Annotated in this window: 11 protein-coding genes, 1 pseudogene and 1 riboswitch; of the genes and pseudogenes, 2 read left to right on the top strand and 10 right to left on the bottom strand. The window is 46.5% G+C overall.

The annotated features are described in order from the left end of the window. Together IQ263_RS25280 and IQ263_RS25275 are read right to left on the bottom strand one after the other, a co-directional pair. A partial coding sequence (locus IQ263_RS25280) for a TIGR03960 family B12-binding radical SAM protein (protein WP_339384759.1) occupies window positions 1–2,028 on the bottom strand: 2,028 nt, incomplete at its 3' end. 142 nt (window positions 2,029–2,170) lie between these two features. After that, the gene (locus tag IQ263_RS25275; RefSeq protein WP_194070863.1) at window positions 2,171–2,524 is read right to left on the bottom strand and encodes an STAS domain-containing protein; all 354 of its coding nucleotides are present in this window, start codon (window positions 2,522–2,524) and stop codon (window positions 2,171–2,173) included. A 383-nt stretch (window positions 2,525–2,907) separates the two neighbouring features. On the opposite strand from IQ263_RS25275, the gene IQ263_RS25270 reads away from it, so the two are divergent. After that, window positions 2,908–3,102 carry a hypothetical protein gene (locus IQ263_RS25270; RefSeq protein ID WP_193975465.1) on the top strand — a complete coding sequence of 65 codons (195 nt, stop codon included), beginning with the start codon at window positions 2,908–2,910 and terminating at the stop codon, window positions 3,100–3,102. 474 nt (window positions 3,103–3,576) lie between these two features. Here the strand turns inward: IQ263_RS25270 and thiC are convergent, their stop codons facing one another. The 7 genes from thiC to IQ263_RS25235 form a co-directional block, all read right to left on the bottom strand. Further along, window positions 3,577–4,950: a phosphomethylpyrimidine synthase ThiC gene (gene thiC, locus IQ263_RS25265; RefSeq protein WP_194070862.1), complete on the bottom strand. Its 1,374-nt coding sequence runs from the start codon at window positions 4,948–4,950 to the stop codon at window positions 3,577–3,579. 8 nt (window positions 4,951–4,958) lie between these two features. Then, a riboswitch (TPP riboswitch) is annotated at window positions 4,959–5,055 on the bottom strand. Between the two features lie 154 nt (window positions 5,056–5,209). Further along, window positions 5,210–6,049, bottom strand: coding sequence for a Uma2 family endonuclease (locus IQ263_RS25260; RefSeq protein WP_194070861.1), 840 nt, complete (start codon window positions 6,047–6,049; stop codon window positions 5,210–5,212). Window positions 6,050–6,168: 119 nt separating this feature from the next. Next, window positions 6,169–6,729: a Uma2 family endonuclease gene (locus IQ263_RS25255; protein WP_194070860.1), complete on the bottom strand. Its 561-nt coding sequence runs from the start codon at window positions 6,727–6,729 to the stop codon at window positions 6,169–6,171. 168 nt (window positions 6,730–6,897) lie between these two features. Further along, entirely contained in the window at window positions 6,898–9,192 is a 2,295-nt protein-coding gene (locus IQ263_RS25250) for a Calx-beta domain-containing protein (RefSeq protein ID WP_194070859.1), read from the bottom strand. Window positions 9,193–10,108: 916 nt separating this feature from the next. Beyond that, on the bottom strand, window positions 10,109–12,106 hold the full coding sequence (locus tag IQ263_RS25245) for a tetratricopeptide repeat protein (RefSeq protein ID WP_194070858.1): 1,998 nt from the start codon (window positions 12,104–12,106) through the stop codon (window positions 10,109–10,111). Between the two features lie 105 nt (window positions 12,107–12,211). After that, window positions 12,212–12,529 (bottom strand): hypothetical protein, encoded by a 318-nt coding sequence (locus tag IQ263_RS25240; RefSeq protein WP_194070857.1) that lies wholly within the window; start codon window positions 12,527–12,529, stop codon window positions 12,212–12,214. An 18-nt stretch (window positions 12,530–12,547) separates the two neighbouring features. Then, window positions 12,548–13,420, bottom strand: a complete 873-nt coding sequence (locus IQ263_RS25235) for a 6-carboxytetrahydropterin synthase (protein ID WP_194011975.1) — start codon at window positions 13,418–13,420, stop codon at window positions 12,548–12,550. A gap of 416 nt (window positions 13,421–13,836) precedes the next feature. On the opposite strand from IQ263_RS25235, the gene IQ263_RS25230 reads away from it, so the two are divergent. Continuing rightward, window positions 13,837–15,333 carry a cyclic nucleotide-binding domain-containing protein gene (locus IQ263_RS25230; protein ID WP_194070856.1) on the top strand — a complete coding sequence of 499 codons (1,497 nt, stop codon included), beginning with the start codon at window positions 13,837–13,839 and terminating at the stop codon, window positions 15,331–15,333. 52 nt (window positions 15,334–15,385) lie between these two features. Here IQ263_RS25230 and IQ263_RS28940 read toward each other — a convergent pair. Further along, window positions 15,386–15,621 (bottom strand): annotated as a pseudogene (locus IQ263_RS28940) (hypothetical protein); the annotation flags it as partial.

The following is a 15,621-nucleotide window of genomic DNA, read 5'->3' as shown; positions in this document are numbered from 1 at the left end:
GGAGAAGGGGAGAGGGGGAGAATTGGGAAAATCTTCCTTGATTTCTCTTCCTTCTTCCTTCTTCCTTCTTCCTTCTTCCGACGGACTTACATCCGTTACATCCGTTAAATCCGCTACAAAAGAAGCGGACGTACTTCCTTCTTCCTTCTTCCTTCTTCCTTCTTCCGACGAACTTACATCCGTTACATCCGTTACATCCGCTACAAAAGAAGCGGACGTACTTCCTTCTTCCTTCTCCCCTCGGACTTCTTCCGACGGACTTACATCTGTTACATCCGTTACATCCGTTACATCCGTTACATAATCCGTTGCCGAACTTCCTTCTTCCTTCTCCTCTTCCTTCTCCTCAAACAGATTCCATTCGCCGCTTTCAACTTGGCGGTATTTCCAAGTAAGGTCAGATTCATCGATCGCCTGAGTCCAAGCTTGGTAAGCTTGATCCAAACTTTCCCACCAAGCATCCATACCCGCGCCAAGTTCCCAAGCGCGGCGGATCACAGGGCCCAAACGCCGATCGCCCCGTCCGACAAAATCCTCCATTGCCGAAAGCCGCACATCAGTATAATTCACCTTAAGATTTCTCATCGCTTTAAATTCTCCCTTCAGGAGTTTTTGCTTGCGAGAAAACTCAGCAGTCGAAACCGAGTGCCACTGAAAAGGAGTGTGAGGCTTGGGCGTAAAATTAGAAATTGTCAAATTAAAATTCAGTGGTCGCCGGCCATTGAGCCTGCATTCCCTTTGCAGCCAGCGGACTGTTTCGGCGATTCCCAGCACATCAAAATCTGTTTCTCCGGGCAAACCGATCATAAAATACAGCTTGATTTTATCCCAACCGCGATCGACCGCAGTTTTCACGCCCCGAAGCAATTCTTCGTTTGTCAAACCTTTGTTAACGATGTCGCGCATCCGCTGCGTACCAGCTTCCGGGGCAAAAGTCAAACCGCCTTGTCGCGTGCCGCCGAGAATGTCAGCAATATTATCGTCAAATCTGTCAACCCGCTGGCTGGGTAGAGACAGAGAGATATTTTTATCTTTGAGGCGATTTTTGATTTCCATCCCGACTGCTGGGAGTGCGAGATAGTCGGAACAACTGAGGGAAAGCAGGGAAAATTCGCTGTGCCCGGTGGCTTTCATCCCTTGTTCGATCGCCTCTACGACTTGCTGCGGTTCCACATCGCGCGCGGGGCGAGTCAGCATTCCCGGTTGACAGAAGCGACAGCCGCGGGTGCATCCCCGGCGGATTTCGACTGTCAGTCTGTCGTGTACTGTCTGCACGTAGGGCACTAGGCCGATCGAATAAGCTGGTATCGGAGTCGCGACTCGGCGCAGAATTCGAGCGGGAACTTGCGGGCGGTTGGGATGAACCGAACCGTCTGCCGCCATATCGTAGAATTGCGGGACATAAACGCCGGGAATTTGCGCTAAATCCAGCAACAGCGCTTCTCGACTCAAATTTTTAGTTTTACCTTCTGCCAAAACCAAGCTGATTTCTGGGAGCAATTCTTCTCCATCTCCCAAGGCGATGAAGTCAAAAAAGTCAGCGTAGGGTTCGGGATTGGATGTTGCGGTTTGTCCGCCAGCAAAAATCAGCGGCCAATCGCCACCATTTTGAGGATTTGTCGCTCTTTCTTTCCAAGTTAGGGGAATGCCGGCAAGTTCCAGCATTTCCAGAATGTTTGTGGCTCCGAGTTCGTAGCTGAGGCTGAAGCCGAGAATATCAAATTCTGTGAGCGAGATCCTTGATTCTACTGCAAACAAGGGAGTTTTGGTCGATCGCAGTTTTGCTGCCAAGTCTGGTGCGGGCAAATAAGCGCGATCGCACAACTGCCTCGGCAAAGCGTTCAAAATATTGTAAAGGATGATGTGTCCCAGATTGGAAGCACCAACTTCATACACTTCTGGATAAGTTAGCACCCAACGCACGCGAGCTGCATCCCAAGGCTGGCGCGCCGCCCCCAACTCGTTACCCAGATAACGAGCAGGCTGATTAATTTCTGCTGTAAGTAATTCTTCGATTTTTACTGCCACGGCTCGACTCGCTCTGATATTTGCGACTCCTAAGCAGCCTACCTTAAAATCGCCCAACACGCCAGCGAAAGTCTGCTGTATTTTCGGGCATTTCACTCAAATTTGCTGTGTTTTGTGGCTGGTTTTGACCTCTAGCCGGATTCTACCAGTGATTGGGGGCGCGGGAGTTGGCCGCTTCAAAACTTTCGACGCTTTCAAATATCTCAAAAACTCGATCGAGTTGGCTGAGTTCCAGAACCATCCTAATCTGGGTGCAAACTGAGCAAATACTAAACCTGCGCCCCATTTTTTTTGCCTGCTTTAAGCCGGAAACCAATGCTATCAAACCAGCACTATCAATAAATGTTACTGCGCCCAAATCTACGAGTACCGCCACAATTCCCTCAGTCTCAATTGCTGTTGTTACTTGCTGTCCGAATTCTCCGGAGGTAGCTGCATTCAGGTGGTATAAGGGTTGAATCACTGTAATTGGTTTCGGAGCAAGAAGTGTCTGCATATTTTTAACCTATGGTTTCTGTGTATTGTCTACTATGGTGTTATCTGGTTGTCAGTCTAAATCTATTTTATACCTTGAGCCTAACTTGCTCTGGGGGAAACCGACAAGTTGTTTTCACTAATTTTACTTAATTTTTATTTATTTACTCTTATTTATGCAAAATTACGCAGGATTGGGATAGGAAACGTAAGCTGCTATACTGTTTTTTATTGATGCTACCAATCGCAAGTCTTGGCAACTCTAAAAATGGCGATCGACTTTGTGCTAGCTGTTAAGTTAAACCAATCAATGTAATTTAAATCACTTATTAGTGGTGATTTGGATCGCGCGCGCGATCGACTGTTAATAGTAAAATTATAGTGTATGGAGTTCTCAGAGCTAATATGCAAGCAACTTATGCTATTCGTCATCTGGTAGAAAAAGCCCTCTACATTAAGCAGTTGACGCCTGATATTGAAAACGAAATCAACTACGAGCTCACCCGTTTGGGGTACATCTCGGATATTGATTATGAGGCTTTAGAGTTATTAATGGATGAAATGGATGCCGGCCGGGTGCAATTGGTATCTAGTCGATAGTGGGAACCGGGCGACACGGAAAAATCAAACAGCGAAACAAAATCCTGGCGTGGCCCACAATATAAGAGTGCCAAAATCATTGACTGCGGCACGGTGTTTTTCCGAGCTATCGATGGTTGGGGGGATGATTGGGGCGATGGTTCTCGAAGACTTAAATAGCACATCATAAGTCTATCTAACCTGTCTTTTCTTTGCGGAAATACTTCGGATTTCTCTACTTTCAAAAAGCCCATCTTTGATTTCAGCTTTTTTGGTTATACTTAAAAAAAAAGCCTTATAAGTATAAATTTATACTATTACTTACGATAATCCGTCGCTACCAGACCAAGCTCAGCTTATCAATCTTTAAATTGTCTCCTCCCTCCTCGTTACCAGGAAGAGCCTGGTAATGCAGGTGCGGAGGCTCTACCTCCCTTACCTCGTTGCTTTTGAATGGCCAAGGGCGGGCGAAACAATCCGCCCGCCCGATCGAAATTAGCTTAGCGCTACAGGTTCCTTAGCAAGAAACTTCTCCAATTCCGTCAAAGCATCGGCATCAACTTTCGTTTGCATCGGACAGAATTTAGGCCCGCACATCGAACAGAATTCAGCAGTTTTGTAGATATCCGCCGGCAAAGTTTCGTCGTGATATTCCTTTGCTCGTTCTGGATCTAATGACAGCTCAAATTGACGGTTCCAATCGAAATTGTAACGCGCTTTCGAGAGTTCATCGTCCCTGTCTCGCGCACCCGGACGGCCCCGCGCAATATCCGCAGCGTGAGCCGCAATTTTGTAAGCAATCAGCCCGTTTCTGACATCCTCAGCATTCGGCAATCCCAAATGTTCCTTCGGTGTCACGTAGCACAGCATAGCAGTACCGTACCAACCAGCCATCGCCGCCCCAATTGCCGAAGTAATGTGGTCGTAACCTGGTGCAATATCTGTCACCAACGGCCCCAAAACATAGAAAGGTGCTTCCGAACATTCCTCCATTTGTTTCTTGACATTAAACTCAATTTGATCCATAGGAACGTGGCCAGGGCCTTCCACCATTACCTGCACGTCATGTTCCCAAGCTTTGCGAGTTAATTGTCCCAAAGTTTTGAGTTCGGCTAATTGAGCTTCATCCGACGCATCGTGAGTGCAACCGGGGCGCAGAGAATCTCCCAAACTAAACGAAACATCGTATTTTTTGAAGATTTCAATGATGTCGTTAAAGTGAGTGTAGAGAGGATTTTGTTTGTGGTGGTGCAGCATCCACCGTGCCAAAATGCCACCGCCGCGAGAGACAATCCCAGTAATCCGATTTCTGACTAAAGGCAAATGTTCGATCAGAATTCCGGCGTGAATAGTTTGGTAATCAACACCTTGTTGAGCGTGTTTGTCAATGATGTGCAGGAAGTCATTCGCCGTCAGACTTTCCATATTACCGTGCACGCTTTCTAGAGCTTGGTAAATGGGTACAGTACCGATTGGTACCGGCGAAGCATTGATGATTGTAGTGCGAATTTCATCCAAATTACCGCCGCCGGTGGACAAATCCATCACGGTATCAGCGCCGTATTTAACTGCTAGTTTAAGCTTGTCAACTTCTTCTTCCATGTTGGAAGAGTTGGGAGATGCGCCGATATTAGCATTGACTTTGCATTTAGAGGCAATGCCGATCGCCATTGGCTCCAAATTCGTGTGATTGATGTTAGCCGGAATAATCATCCGTCCCCGCGCTACTTCCGCGCGGATCAGTTCTGCTGGGAGATTTTCTCGCTTAGCAACATAGTCCATTTCCTCAGTGATCACACCTTGACGGGCGTAGTGCATTTGAGATACATTACTGTGTCCCTGACGCTTCGCGATCCATTCGGTACGCATATTCTTATTTCCTTGATAAACAGCTTCCCTCCGCTGGTATTACCCAGACTCAGGTTCTAAGGGTGTTTTCTCAGCCCGGACTTTCGGGCACCCCTAGCTAAGCTTTTGATTGTATCACTGATTTCTGTGCGCGACGGCAGCAACTAAGGAAATCTTAATATTGAGAGATAGATGAGGTTCGCGATCGCCCTTTCCCGACTTCTGATATTCCTGCTGTGAAAAAAATGCTAGCCTACCCAATTTAACAACCTAAAAACACTCAAACCTCATCAGGATTAATCCCCATTTGGCGCAACCTTTCTGCAAGGCGATCGGCGCGTTGTTTTTCTTCCTGGGCGCGAAGACTTTCTTGTTGCGCGCGAAGGCTTTCTTGTTGCGCGCGAAGGCTTTCTCGTTCGGCCCGCAGGTGTTCTTCTGCCGCACGTTCCTCACCTATTAACAACAAATTTCCTTCACTATCCCACCAACGCAACCAAGGCAAATTCATCTCATCATATTCCCCTTGCCAAATTCCGAGTTCAACTCCCAGTTGTGGAATCCGATAGCGACCGCGATCGTTTGCACTCATGCGCTGATAGCAGTTGTCTTCTAAATGATACATTTCTACAGACGCTTTTTTAACTTCATAAATCCCGTAAAAAGGTACGCGAATTGCCTGTTCGTAAACCCAAAATTTGCCAACTTTTTGTTGTTGTGATTGACCGGGTTCGGGCGGTGGCGTTCTATCTCGTTCTTCCGAACCGTTTCCCGACACAAATTCCAGTACAATTAAAGGTGCAACGTATTCTTTCCACAATACATAAGAACGCCTCACCTCACCATTTAACAGCGGTGGTACATTCGGCACGTAAAACCAATCTGGCGCTTCGGCACCGCGTTCGGGAGGGTCAGTTAAACGCCAATAAATCCCGCAATCTTGACCGATGCGGTAGCGTCCGTCAGGGTGAAGCTGTTGCAATATTGGTCGCAGCGAATCAGTGAGAATAATGCTTTGAGGCAGTTCTTGAAAGTTTTTCACAAAAGTACCGTCAGAATCTGGCAATTCAGTGTGGTCTGGGAGATGCGTGACTTCCAATTCAAATGGTTTAGCAACAGTCATAAAACTTGCGCTGATTTGAGGAGTTAAATTTATTGTATATCAAGTTTAAGTTTTTGCAAATTGGGGATTGTAAATTCGGAATATAAAAAATATCAAAGTTTAAAAATCAAAAAATTACCCTAACCCAAAATTCCATCAATACTCACTGCAAAGTCGGGAAAAGCCAAGGGCGAAACCGTTTCTCCCCGCTCAAATTTTTGCACTGAAATGTAGCCATTTGCCGTCGGATTGCGGTAAACTTCTAAACAATTAGCCTCTAAATCCCACAACCAAACTTCCTGAATCCCAGAACGTGAATAATTAGGTACTTTCACATCGCGATCGTAATTAACCGTGCTATCTGCTACCTCTACCAACAGCAAAATATCCTCGCTATTTGGCAGCGATTCTTCGTAAAAATCAGCGCGACGTTGTACTAAAGCAATATCAGGTTGAGGCTCAGAGCTAGATCCAAGGCTAATCGGATTTTGCACGCGGATAATAGCACGTTGTCGCACCCGATCGCCAAAAAACTCTGCAAGGCGATCGACACGGGCGGCGTGACGCCTACCAATTGCTGCCATTTGGATAATTTCTCCTTCTATAAGTTCGACTCGTTCATTTTCACCAAAAACGCCAGCCTCATCCATCAAGTGATATTCTTGGACTGTAAATAGCCGTCTTTTCATTTCAACAGACATAACTATTCTCCTTATTTGCAGCTTCTATAAATTTATCATAAAAAAAACCGCCCCAAACGGAGCGGCAAAAAGAGGAAAAATTTAGAAGACAAACCTTAAACAAAAAGGGTTTGACTGTACCCAAGAAACATATTAGTAGAGCAAAAATTGCTCGCCCTACTAACAGCTTTAGATCAGGGTGATGCTTGTTGCTGCTGTGGAACCAAAACTGTAGCCAGCAGTCGGGTTCGCAAGACCTAAACGCACAGTTCCATCATTGGTAGTAAATGCGTTGTCTTGAACCGTAAAGGTTTGACTGAGTTGGCCCTCGGTGAAGGACAGGGTGCCGCCAGTTGGGCCGCCTGGAGTAAGCGCATAGTCCGTACCAAATACAGGTGCAGGCCCACTGCCGGGAGTACCCGCAAGAAGAATATAGTCAACCGATGCTGCACCTAAGCCACTTGAACGGGTAACTGTAACGGTTGTACCACCGCCCTGAGTGCCGATAGGGCCGTAATTAGACGCACTATACTCGAAGACATTGCCAGACGCACCTGCACTGCCGTCAAGAATATCTAGTCTTGCTGTTGAGGGAGTACCGACTGGGCCGTTGTTGAGAAATAGGTTAACAGTCTCAGTCATTTCAGGCACACTATCAGGATTAACAAAGATGTTGAACGTCTTGGAAGTTTCCCCAGGGCCAAAGTTTAGTACACCAGAAGCAGAGGAGTAATCAACTGCAGTCCCAGTAGATAATGCGGTGCCGTCAAGAGTACCGTAGCTAATGCTTGCCGGAGCCGTACTAGGGCCGACACGATTCACCGTCACCGTAGCAAAGCCAGATGATTCCTTGGTGCTGAAAGTAGCAGCACTAAAAACAAACTCGGTTGCTGTTGCGGTTCCAGGAGTCGGGGTTGGAAAAGGAGTCGGAGTCGGAAAAGGAGTCGGAGTCGGAGTCGGGACAGGGGGCACATCCAGAATCGTCAAGATTGATGGATTGCTGCCCACATTACCGCCGCTGAGTACCAAATTCACCGTTTCCGGCGATTCCAGAATCATGTCGCTCAGAGCCGAAATCGTGAAACTAGCGCTATTTTGCCCCGGAGCAAAATTCAGCGAACCAGCCGCCACACTGTAATCAGGTGCAGTCCCGCTAGAAATTGCCGAACCGTCAACAGTGGCGTAGTTAATTGTTGCTGCACCAGTGCCATCGGTACGAGTAACTGTAATCGTAGCCTGGCCACCTTCGTTGACGCTGTAACTCTGCTGGCTGAACTGGAAAATACTCGCAGGCGTCGGAGTCGGTGCAGGAGTCGGAGTCGGAGTCGGAGTCGGCGATACCGACGTTGAAGCATCAAAAATCGTCACTGTGGCTGGATTGACAGTACCCACATTACCGCTGTTGAGAAATACATTCACCGTCTCTGGCCCTTCGGTAATAGCATCGTTCAGAGTCGCGACAGTGAAAGTCGCGCTAGTTTGATTTGCCGAAAAGTTCAGAGTTCCTGTAGTAGCAGTGTAGTCAGCAGCCGAGCCGGTAGAAAGTGCTGAACCGTCAACAGTACCAAAACTAATGCTTCCAGGAGCGGAAGTATTGCCCGTGCGAATCACTGTGACTGTAGCGGGACTGCCTTCGGGAGTAGAGTAATTATTTGTGCTAAAGCTGAAGACACTTGCAGGAGTCGGTGCAGGTGTCGGTGTCGGTGCAGGCGTTGGTGTCGGTGTCGGGGTTGGTGTCGGGAATCCAGCCGATTGGAACCAAGCTGGGTTCGCGCTCAGTTGGGCTGCTGTCAAACCTTGGATGTTGACTAAATACTCGCCGGTGCCGGTATCGCGAACGAGGGTATTGCCGATGCTGATGCCGTTGGAACCGGTGCCGTCGATGAATTGCAAATCGCTAAATTGCAGGCCGCCGAATAGTTGGATGACATCGTTACCGGCGACTTGGAAGTCGGTAATCATGTCGGCATCGGAGACTCCGGGGCCGCCTGTGGTGGCTGTGGGCTTGCCGTCGCCGACTCGCCCGATCGCAAAAATGTCATTTCCGCCACCGCCGCTCATGGTATCAGAACCGAGGTCGCCGTAAAGTACATCGTCGCCGAGGTCGCCTAGGATCAAGTCGTTGCCTTTCCCGCCGAACATCGTGTCATTGTCTTTACCACCGAACATACTGTCGTTTCCGTCGTTGCCAAAAACGCTGTCATTGCCGATGTCGCCTCTAACTAAGTCGTTGCCTTTACCACCGTAAACTTGGTCGTCGTCTTTGCCGCCAAAAACGCTGTCGTTACCTTCATTGCCGTTAACAAAATCGTTGCCGGGGCCGCCGAAAAGTAGATCGTTTCCGTCTAGTGCATTGATTGCATCATTGCCGTCAAGGCCGCTGATGGTATCGTCGCTCAGTAAGTTTCCCAGGCTAATTACACGACCGTCTGGTAAAAGACCCGGTATCACGTCTGCGCCGAGAGTTCCTGTTATATTTGCCATTTTTTTTAACTCCACAGGTTATTTTTTTTTTGCTTTTGGTAGAAGCACCTGTAGAGATTCTTCAGGGTTAGATTGCGGTTTTTAAATTAACTGATTTGCAGAAAAAAACCGGACATTTATGTCAAAATTTAGTCTGCTGTTTGTCCCTATACGGTAATCTCTCCGTACATTTTAGGCTGTTGCGATTTCTGGCAACTGTATTCCGCTTCGATGTCCTGTTAATAATCAAGAAGGAGAATGTTCGATGAATGTTCCCGAAGTTTACAAAAAAGTAGCATCAAAATTAATACTTGTTTGCTGGAAAAATCCTGGCGATCGCGGATTGCTATGAGTGCCAATAGCTAACCTATATATTTCTATTGCTTCGATCTATTTCAGGAGGATTTTTTAAGATTTATAGCAATCCTAAATCACTTGAAATAACTGGTTCATTTGGAAGAGCCGGGGAAATCATGTAAGATCAAGTGCGATCGATTAGCATAACAAAAATGTTTCGTAGTGTGGACTTTAGTCCGCGACAATAGATCGTATACTACCACCGTTTATATAGAGATTATTCGGTATAATACCCTCTTGCAAAATAATTGCTACATAGAACCAACCCCTTATTAAGGAGGCTATAACTCGATCGGCAAGTATTTATTCAATTGGTAGAATTTAGGTGTATAGCGGTTCTCAAAAAAGTGAGGTATCCCCGATGCCCGATGCCCGATGCCCGATGCCCGATGCCCGATGCCCGATGCCCTATGCCCGATGCCCGATGCCCTATGCCCTATGCCCTATGCCTTATACGAGAGCTTGAAAGGCTATATCAATACTTTTAAGTATTGATAGAAATATCCGAAAAGTTCATCGGATTGTGGCTAGTTATGATTGTTTTTTCGCTCGTAACAAATCCTTCTCAATCCTGCTTGAATTATGAGGCAATTGCGCCTCGATCGCGCCAAGCTTCGGCATTTTCGGGCTTGATGGCGATCGCACGATCGTAAGCTGCCATTGCTTCCTCGTAGCGCTTTAATTCTGATAAAGCTGTACCCATTTGGTGCCAAGCATCGTAGGATTCTGGCTTAATCGCGATCGCCTTTTGGTAAGCTGCGACTGCTTCTTCTGGGCGCTGCAATTTTGCTAAGGCTTCGGCTTTACCAAACCAAGCTTCGTAACACTCGGAATTAAGCTTAATTGCTTCGGAGTAAGATCCAATTGCTGCTTCGTATTGCGAGAGTTTCTCGAAAACTGTACCTCGGTTGTGCCACGCTTCAAAATCCTGGGGTTTAATCGCAATTGCTTTGTCATAGGATGCGATCGCCTCTTGATAGCGCTGCATTTTTCCGAGCACTGCGCCTCTATTGTACCAAACTTCGTATTTGTCAGCTCGGATGTCCAAAGCCCGATCGTAAGAATCAACAGCATCAATGTAGCGGAGCAATCTCCACAGCACATTGCCTCGATTGTACCAAGTTTCGTATCTGTTGGGATTGAGGGCAAGAGCGCGATCGTAGGAATCAACTGCTGCGGCGTTTTGCTGTATTTTGCCCAGCATCGCGCCTCGATTGTGCCAGATTTCGCTGTCGGTTGTTTTGATGGCGAGGGCGCGATCGTAACTGGCGATCGCTTCTTCGTAGTGCCGCAGTTTACCCAACAAAGCTGCTATGCTGTGCCAACAGGCGTATGTGTGGGACTCGCTGGCACTTGCTTGCTCGTAACAGGCGATCGCCTCTTCGTACTTCTGCAATTTTGCCAGCAAATTCGCTTTATTATACCACGCTTCCCAACAATCCGGTTTCATCGATATTGCTTGGTCGTAACAGGCGATCGCTTCTTCATAGCGCTGCAATTTTATTAACACATTTCCGCGCCAATACCAAGCCTCATCCACATTCTTATTCATTAAAATAGCTTTTTCAAAGCAGACTACTGCCTCATCATAATTGCCTTGAAAATAAAGCCCTTCACCTTGCTTGATGTAATCATCAGCAATCATATTTGCTTCGCTAGCAGGTGCTGTTTCCGAATTTTGCGAATTGTTTAACTGCGGTTGAGGTGCGAGTTTGACAGCTTCTTTGGCAACAACTGCGGGAAGTTGGGATATTTCTTGAACAATTTCAGATTTTTTCTCGTAAACTTCTGTTAACAAAACTTGGAGGTGCATGAGAAATTGAGATTTGAGAGTCTCAATTTGCTCGACGGAAGATTTGGAAAGTTCAGTTTCTCTACTTAAAAAATCAATGGATTGTTTAGCTGCACTCAGTTGCGACTCTAATTCATCTCTCAACTTTTGAGTCAGTTGACTAGAATTGATTAGCTCTGATTCCAACACGCCGATTCCTTGCAATCTTTGATTGGCATCAGCAACCAACTGTCTGACTACCAGTCGCCGGAACGTCCAAAAAAAGGCAAGTGTCGCCGGTGGAAAGATAGTACCAAGAATTAGCAAAATATTCAGCAGAGCTATGGTGTTATTAAAACCATATCCAGATTCAGCATTACTGTCAGTACGCAGGGCAAGAAAATCGAAAGCGTCGCGAACTTGGGGATTGCTTTCAACTCCGGTTGCAATTAATTTAGCCAGCCAGGTTTCTTGTAAAGATTGTGTTAATTCATCGCCGGATTTAGCAGCAGTATTCGCCTTGGTTTTTACTGCTGGAGATAACTCCGGCCCGGCGGCGGCTACTAGCAAACCTGCAGGGGATTTTACCGCAATTCGCGGGGAAAATTGTTCGTGGGCGATCGTCTCCGGCGCGCTCATTGACTCCGCCGGACGGGAGGCGATATTATTTATGGCATCAACAAATTTGCTGGCCTGCGGTATCCCTCCAGAGACGGGAGGTGCAGCAGGAGCGGCGCTAGTATTAGCTGTTACATTCTGGGATGCGAGGGCGGCCAGAGTCAAGAGAGCTACATTTGAGACTCGCATAAACGTCAACTCACCTAGGAGAAATTAGTGCTTGTTTGTCAGCGATCGACCTCAAATTCTCAGCATTGACAATAACTGAGATGAGGAATGCTGGCGATGATGCTACTATCTCCAAAATACGGGCTGTGTCTGACTTGTCAGGAAAAGTACCAATAATTGTAGCTGTATAACTTCGGTGAAAGAATTTATTCTGGTACCCGATCCGGCTGAAATCGCCCTCGGAATCATCAACAGCCTTTTCTGCGCCCCTTCCCAAAATCTTAACTTCCTAACCAAAATATCCATAAACCTGTCCCGGCCCCAAGCAACTTCGATCGCCTGAATTGTCGGTAAATTGCCAAAAATGCGATCGTCCAATTTAATCCTTGGGGCGGCTTCACCAATCTGCACAATTAGCCGCAAATCCGGGTGAAACCGCCCCAAAAAAACCGATTTTTAACTCTAAACCCCAGCTAAAACCGCTGACGGTTGCTGGCGCGCGACATCCGCTGCATCTAAATCTGCACCGAAAATTTCGCAGCTATTATTCGGACTTTCAATCAGCTTAATCTTGTGCAACTCTGCGCCCAATTCCCTCACGGGCGATCGCAACAATTGCCCGATCCGAACCGCAATATTTTCCGCCGTCGGCACAACCTTCTCAAAATAAGCAATATCCTTATTTAAAAAAGTATGATCGAACGGTTCCACAACATAATCGTCAATAGCTTTTTGCAAAGCTCCCAAATCAGCAATCATGCCAGTGCGCGGATCAATTTCCCCTTTCACAGTCACTTCTAAATGATAGTTGTGACCGTGACCGTTAGGACGAGCACATTTGCCGTAAATTTCCGAGTTTTCTTCAAAGCTCAAATCGGGACGAGCCAACCGATGGGCGGCGCTAAAATGAGTTGACAGAGTTAGATAAGCTTCCATGCCGTTTCCTAAATATTCAGCCCAAAGTTCCGGGTGTTCAAACAATTGAATTTTGCTCACAGGCAAATGAGGAGCTAGCCGCAGCCAAATTTGCCGTGCTATGTTTTCGGTAGTTGGCAGAGTCTGCTCAAATTCCGGCCACGCTTCGTTAAGGTAGGAAAAATCGAGATCCTTGGTAACTTCCCGCTTGATGACGTGTTTGACATCAGACAGGTTGAGCACCATGCCGTACTCGTCGAGTTTTCCTATCATGGAAACGTAAAGAACGTAATTGTGTCCGTGTCCCGGTGCGCGGGCTGTTGGGCCAAACCGCTCAAAGTTCTCGGCTTCGCTCAACTCCGGTAGCCAGTAACGATGACTCGCCGAAAACTGTGCTCGACGATTGATGATGCACTGCATAAAAGTCAATTAGGATAAGCTTGTTAAGTTCTGTAAAGAACTGACTTCTTAAGGATAAACTAATTTTTACGGGAATTTTTCGATTACTTGAGGGTGCTTTACTTGAATTTATACCAATTTTCGAGATATTGCCAACCAGTCGCCGCGAGAGTAGCATGGCCTATTGTGCGCCACAACACAGATATCGGGCAGAAAATACAGAAAATACTGCTACTGCTACAAAACAGTTTCTCCTCATCCGTTGCTAACGGATGGGTTATCCCATTTTCGATTGGCCCCGCGAGGGATAGCTGCGCGGCGCGTACTTTTTGCAACACAGGGAACTCCCCAGTTATAGTTTTTCGCCTAAGCTCTGCAATAGTTAGCAGTTTCCGGTTCAGTTGCGAGCAAAACTAATTACGAATGACGAAATCTTCATGAATTGGATTACTGTACGAGCCGATCGCTTTTTTCAACATTTATCCGCTGCGATGGGCACTCCGCTATTTTATATCGGCGACACTCATCTGTCCGTTAGTGCGATCGTCAAAATAATAATCTTAGCTATATTTGCCTTCATTGTAGCTCGGATCGTCAGCGAAGGAATCAAGCGCAGCCTCCTAGTTCGGATGAGATTTGATCGTGGCAGCCGAGAATCAATTGCCACCATCATTAGCTATATTTTAGCAACTCTCGGCTGTATTTTCGTCCTGCAAGCTGCCGGCATCAACCTCACTTCTCTCACCGTCTTAGCTGGCGTAGTGGGCATTGGTTTCGGCTTCGGGTTGCAAAATCTTGCCAGCAATTTTATTAGCGGTCTCACCCTGCTATTCGAGCAGCAAATTAGAGTCGGAGACTTTATTGAAATTGACCGCCTATTAGGAACAGTAGAAAATATTTCTATCCGCTCCACAATTATCAAAACAATTGATGGATTATTTGTAATAATACCAAACATCAGGTTTGTCGAAACTAACATTATTAACTGGAGTTACAGAGACCCAAAATGCCGCCTTCACATCCCCGTCGGCGTTGCTTACGGCACTGACCCAGTAATAGTTACTGAAGCGCTATTAGTTGCGGCGCGGATGGCATCGAATGTCTTGTCCCATCCTTCTCCTAAAGTATGGTTTAGCGGTTTTGGAGACAATGCTTTAAATTTTGAACTTTTAGTTTGGATCGATCAGCCACAGGAAAGCGATGCCATTATAAGTGCAATCAATTTTTTAATAGATTACGAATTGCGCCACCGAAATATCGAAATTCCCTTTCCCCAGCACGATTTATGGCTGCGAAACCCCCAGGAGTTAACTCAAGCTTTTCACCACAACAAAGACGATCATTCCAATGGAAAAGTTGTTCCGCAAAATACTAAAAATTTAGCCGAACTCAAATCTAATTCCAGCATTTCTGAACATATCACCCCTGGTAAAGCACCTAATAATTGGACTCTGCGAGACTTGTTGCGGCGAGTTACTTATTTTGAACAGTGTACGGATTTAGAACTGCGACAGTTAATTGAATATGGCTACCGACAAATGTTTCCAGCGGGACAGATTGTCTGTAAAGAAAATGCCCCTGGCGATTCTTTTTATATTATTCTTTCCGGGGCTGTAGAAGTTATTTCTCAAAAAACAGATCAGTATATTGCGACGCTTCACGAGGGCGAGTTTTTTGGGGAAATTTCTTTGCTGTTGGGAACTCCGAGAACGGCGACTGTTAAAACTAGCGAAGATTCAATTTTGTTTGTGGTGGAACGCCACGACTTGCAAAAACTTTTAATTGAACAGCCGAATTTAGCAGATCAGATTGCTCGAAAGTTGTCGGAACGCCAGCAAGCTTTGAGAGATTTAGGATTGTTATATGGTGATTCTCTAGAACAAGCTCCTTTTATTAAAATTAGGAAACGAATTCAAGTTCTTTTTGGGATTTAGTAGTCATTAGTCATTAGTCATTAGTCATTAGTCATTAGTCATTAGTCATTAGTCATTGGGAATTGGGCGAGCGCGAAGCGGAGGGATTGGGAATTGGGCGAGCGCGAAGCGGAGGGATTGGGAATTGGGAATTGGGCGAGCGCGAAGCGGAGGGATTGGGAATTGGGAATTGGGCGAGCGCGAAGCGGAGGGATTGGTAATTGGTAATTGGTAATTGGTAATTAGTAATTGGTAATTGGGCAATCCTCTCCCATTCTCCCCCTCTCCCCCTCTCCCATTCTCCCGTTC

It is taken from the genome of Tychonema sp. LEGE 06208, from assembly GCF_015207505.1.
Classification (GTDB): Bacteria; Cyanobacteriota; Cyanobacteriia; order Cyanobacteriales; family Microcoleaceae; genus Microcoleus.
The sequence above is the reverse complement of the archived record's forward strand: the minus strand, read 5'-3'. Positions and strand labels throughout refer to the sequence as shown.

Bases quoted from the DNA above. Each gene is read 5' to 3' on its own strand.
- IQ263_RS25270 (WP_193975465.1), top strand. From the start codon at position 2,908: ATGCAAGCAACTTATGCTATTCGTCATCTGGTAGAAAAAGCCCTCTAC.
- IQ263_RS25230 (WP_194070856.1), top strand. From the start codon at position 13,837: ATGAATTGGATTACTGTACGAGCCGATCGCTTTTTTCAACATTTATCC.
- IQ263_RS25260 (WP_194070861.1), bottom strand. From the start codon at position 6,049: ATGACTGTTGCTAAACCATTTGAATTGGAAGTCACGCATCTCCCAGAC.
- IQ263_RS25250 (WP_194070859.1), bottom strand. From the start codon at position 9,192: ATGGCAAATATAACAGGAACTCTCGGCGCAGACGTGATACCGGGTCTT.
- IQ263_RS25235 (WP_194011975.1), bottom strand. From the start codon at position 13,420: ATGCAGTGCATCATCAATCGTCGAGCACAGTTTTCGGCGAGTCATCGT.
- IQ263_RS25255 (WP_194070860.1), bottom strand. From the start codon at position 6,729: ATGTCTGTTGAAATGAAAAGACGGCTATTTACAGTCCAAGAATATCAC.
- IQ263_RS25275 (WP_194070863.1), bottom strand. From the start codon at position 2,524: ATGCAGACACTTCTTGCTCCGAAACCAATTACAGTGATTCAACCCTTA.
- thiC (WP_194070862.1), bottom strand. From the start codon at position 4,950: ATGCGTACCGAATGGATCGCGAAGCGTCAGGGACACAGTAATGTATCT.
- IQ263_RS25245 (WP_194070858.1), bottom strand. From the start codon at position 12,106: ATGCGAGTCTCAAATGTAGCTCTCTTGACTCTGGCCGCCCTCGCATCC.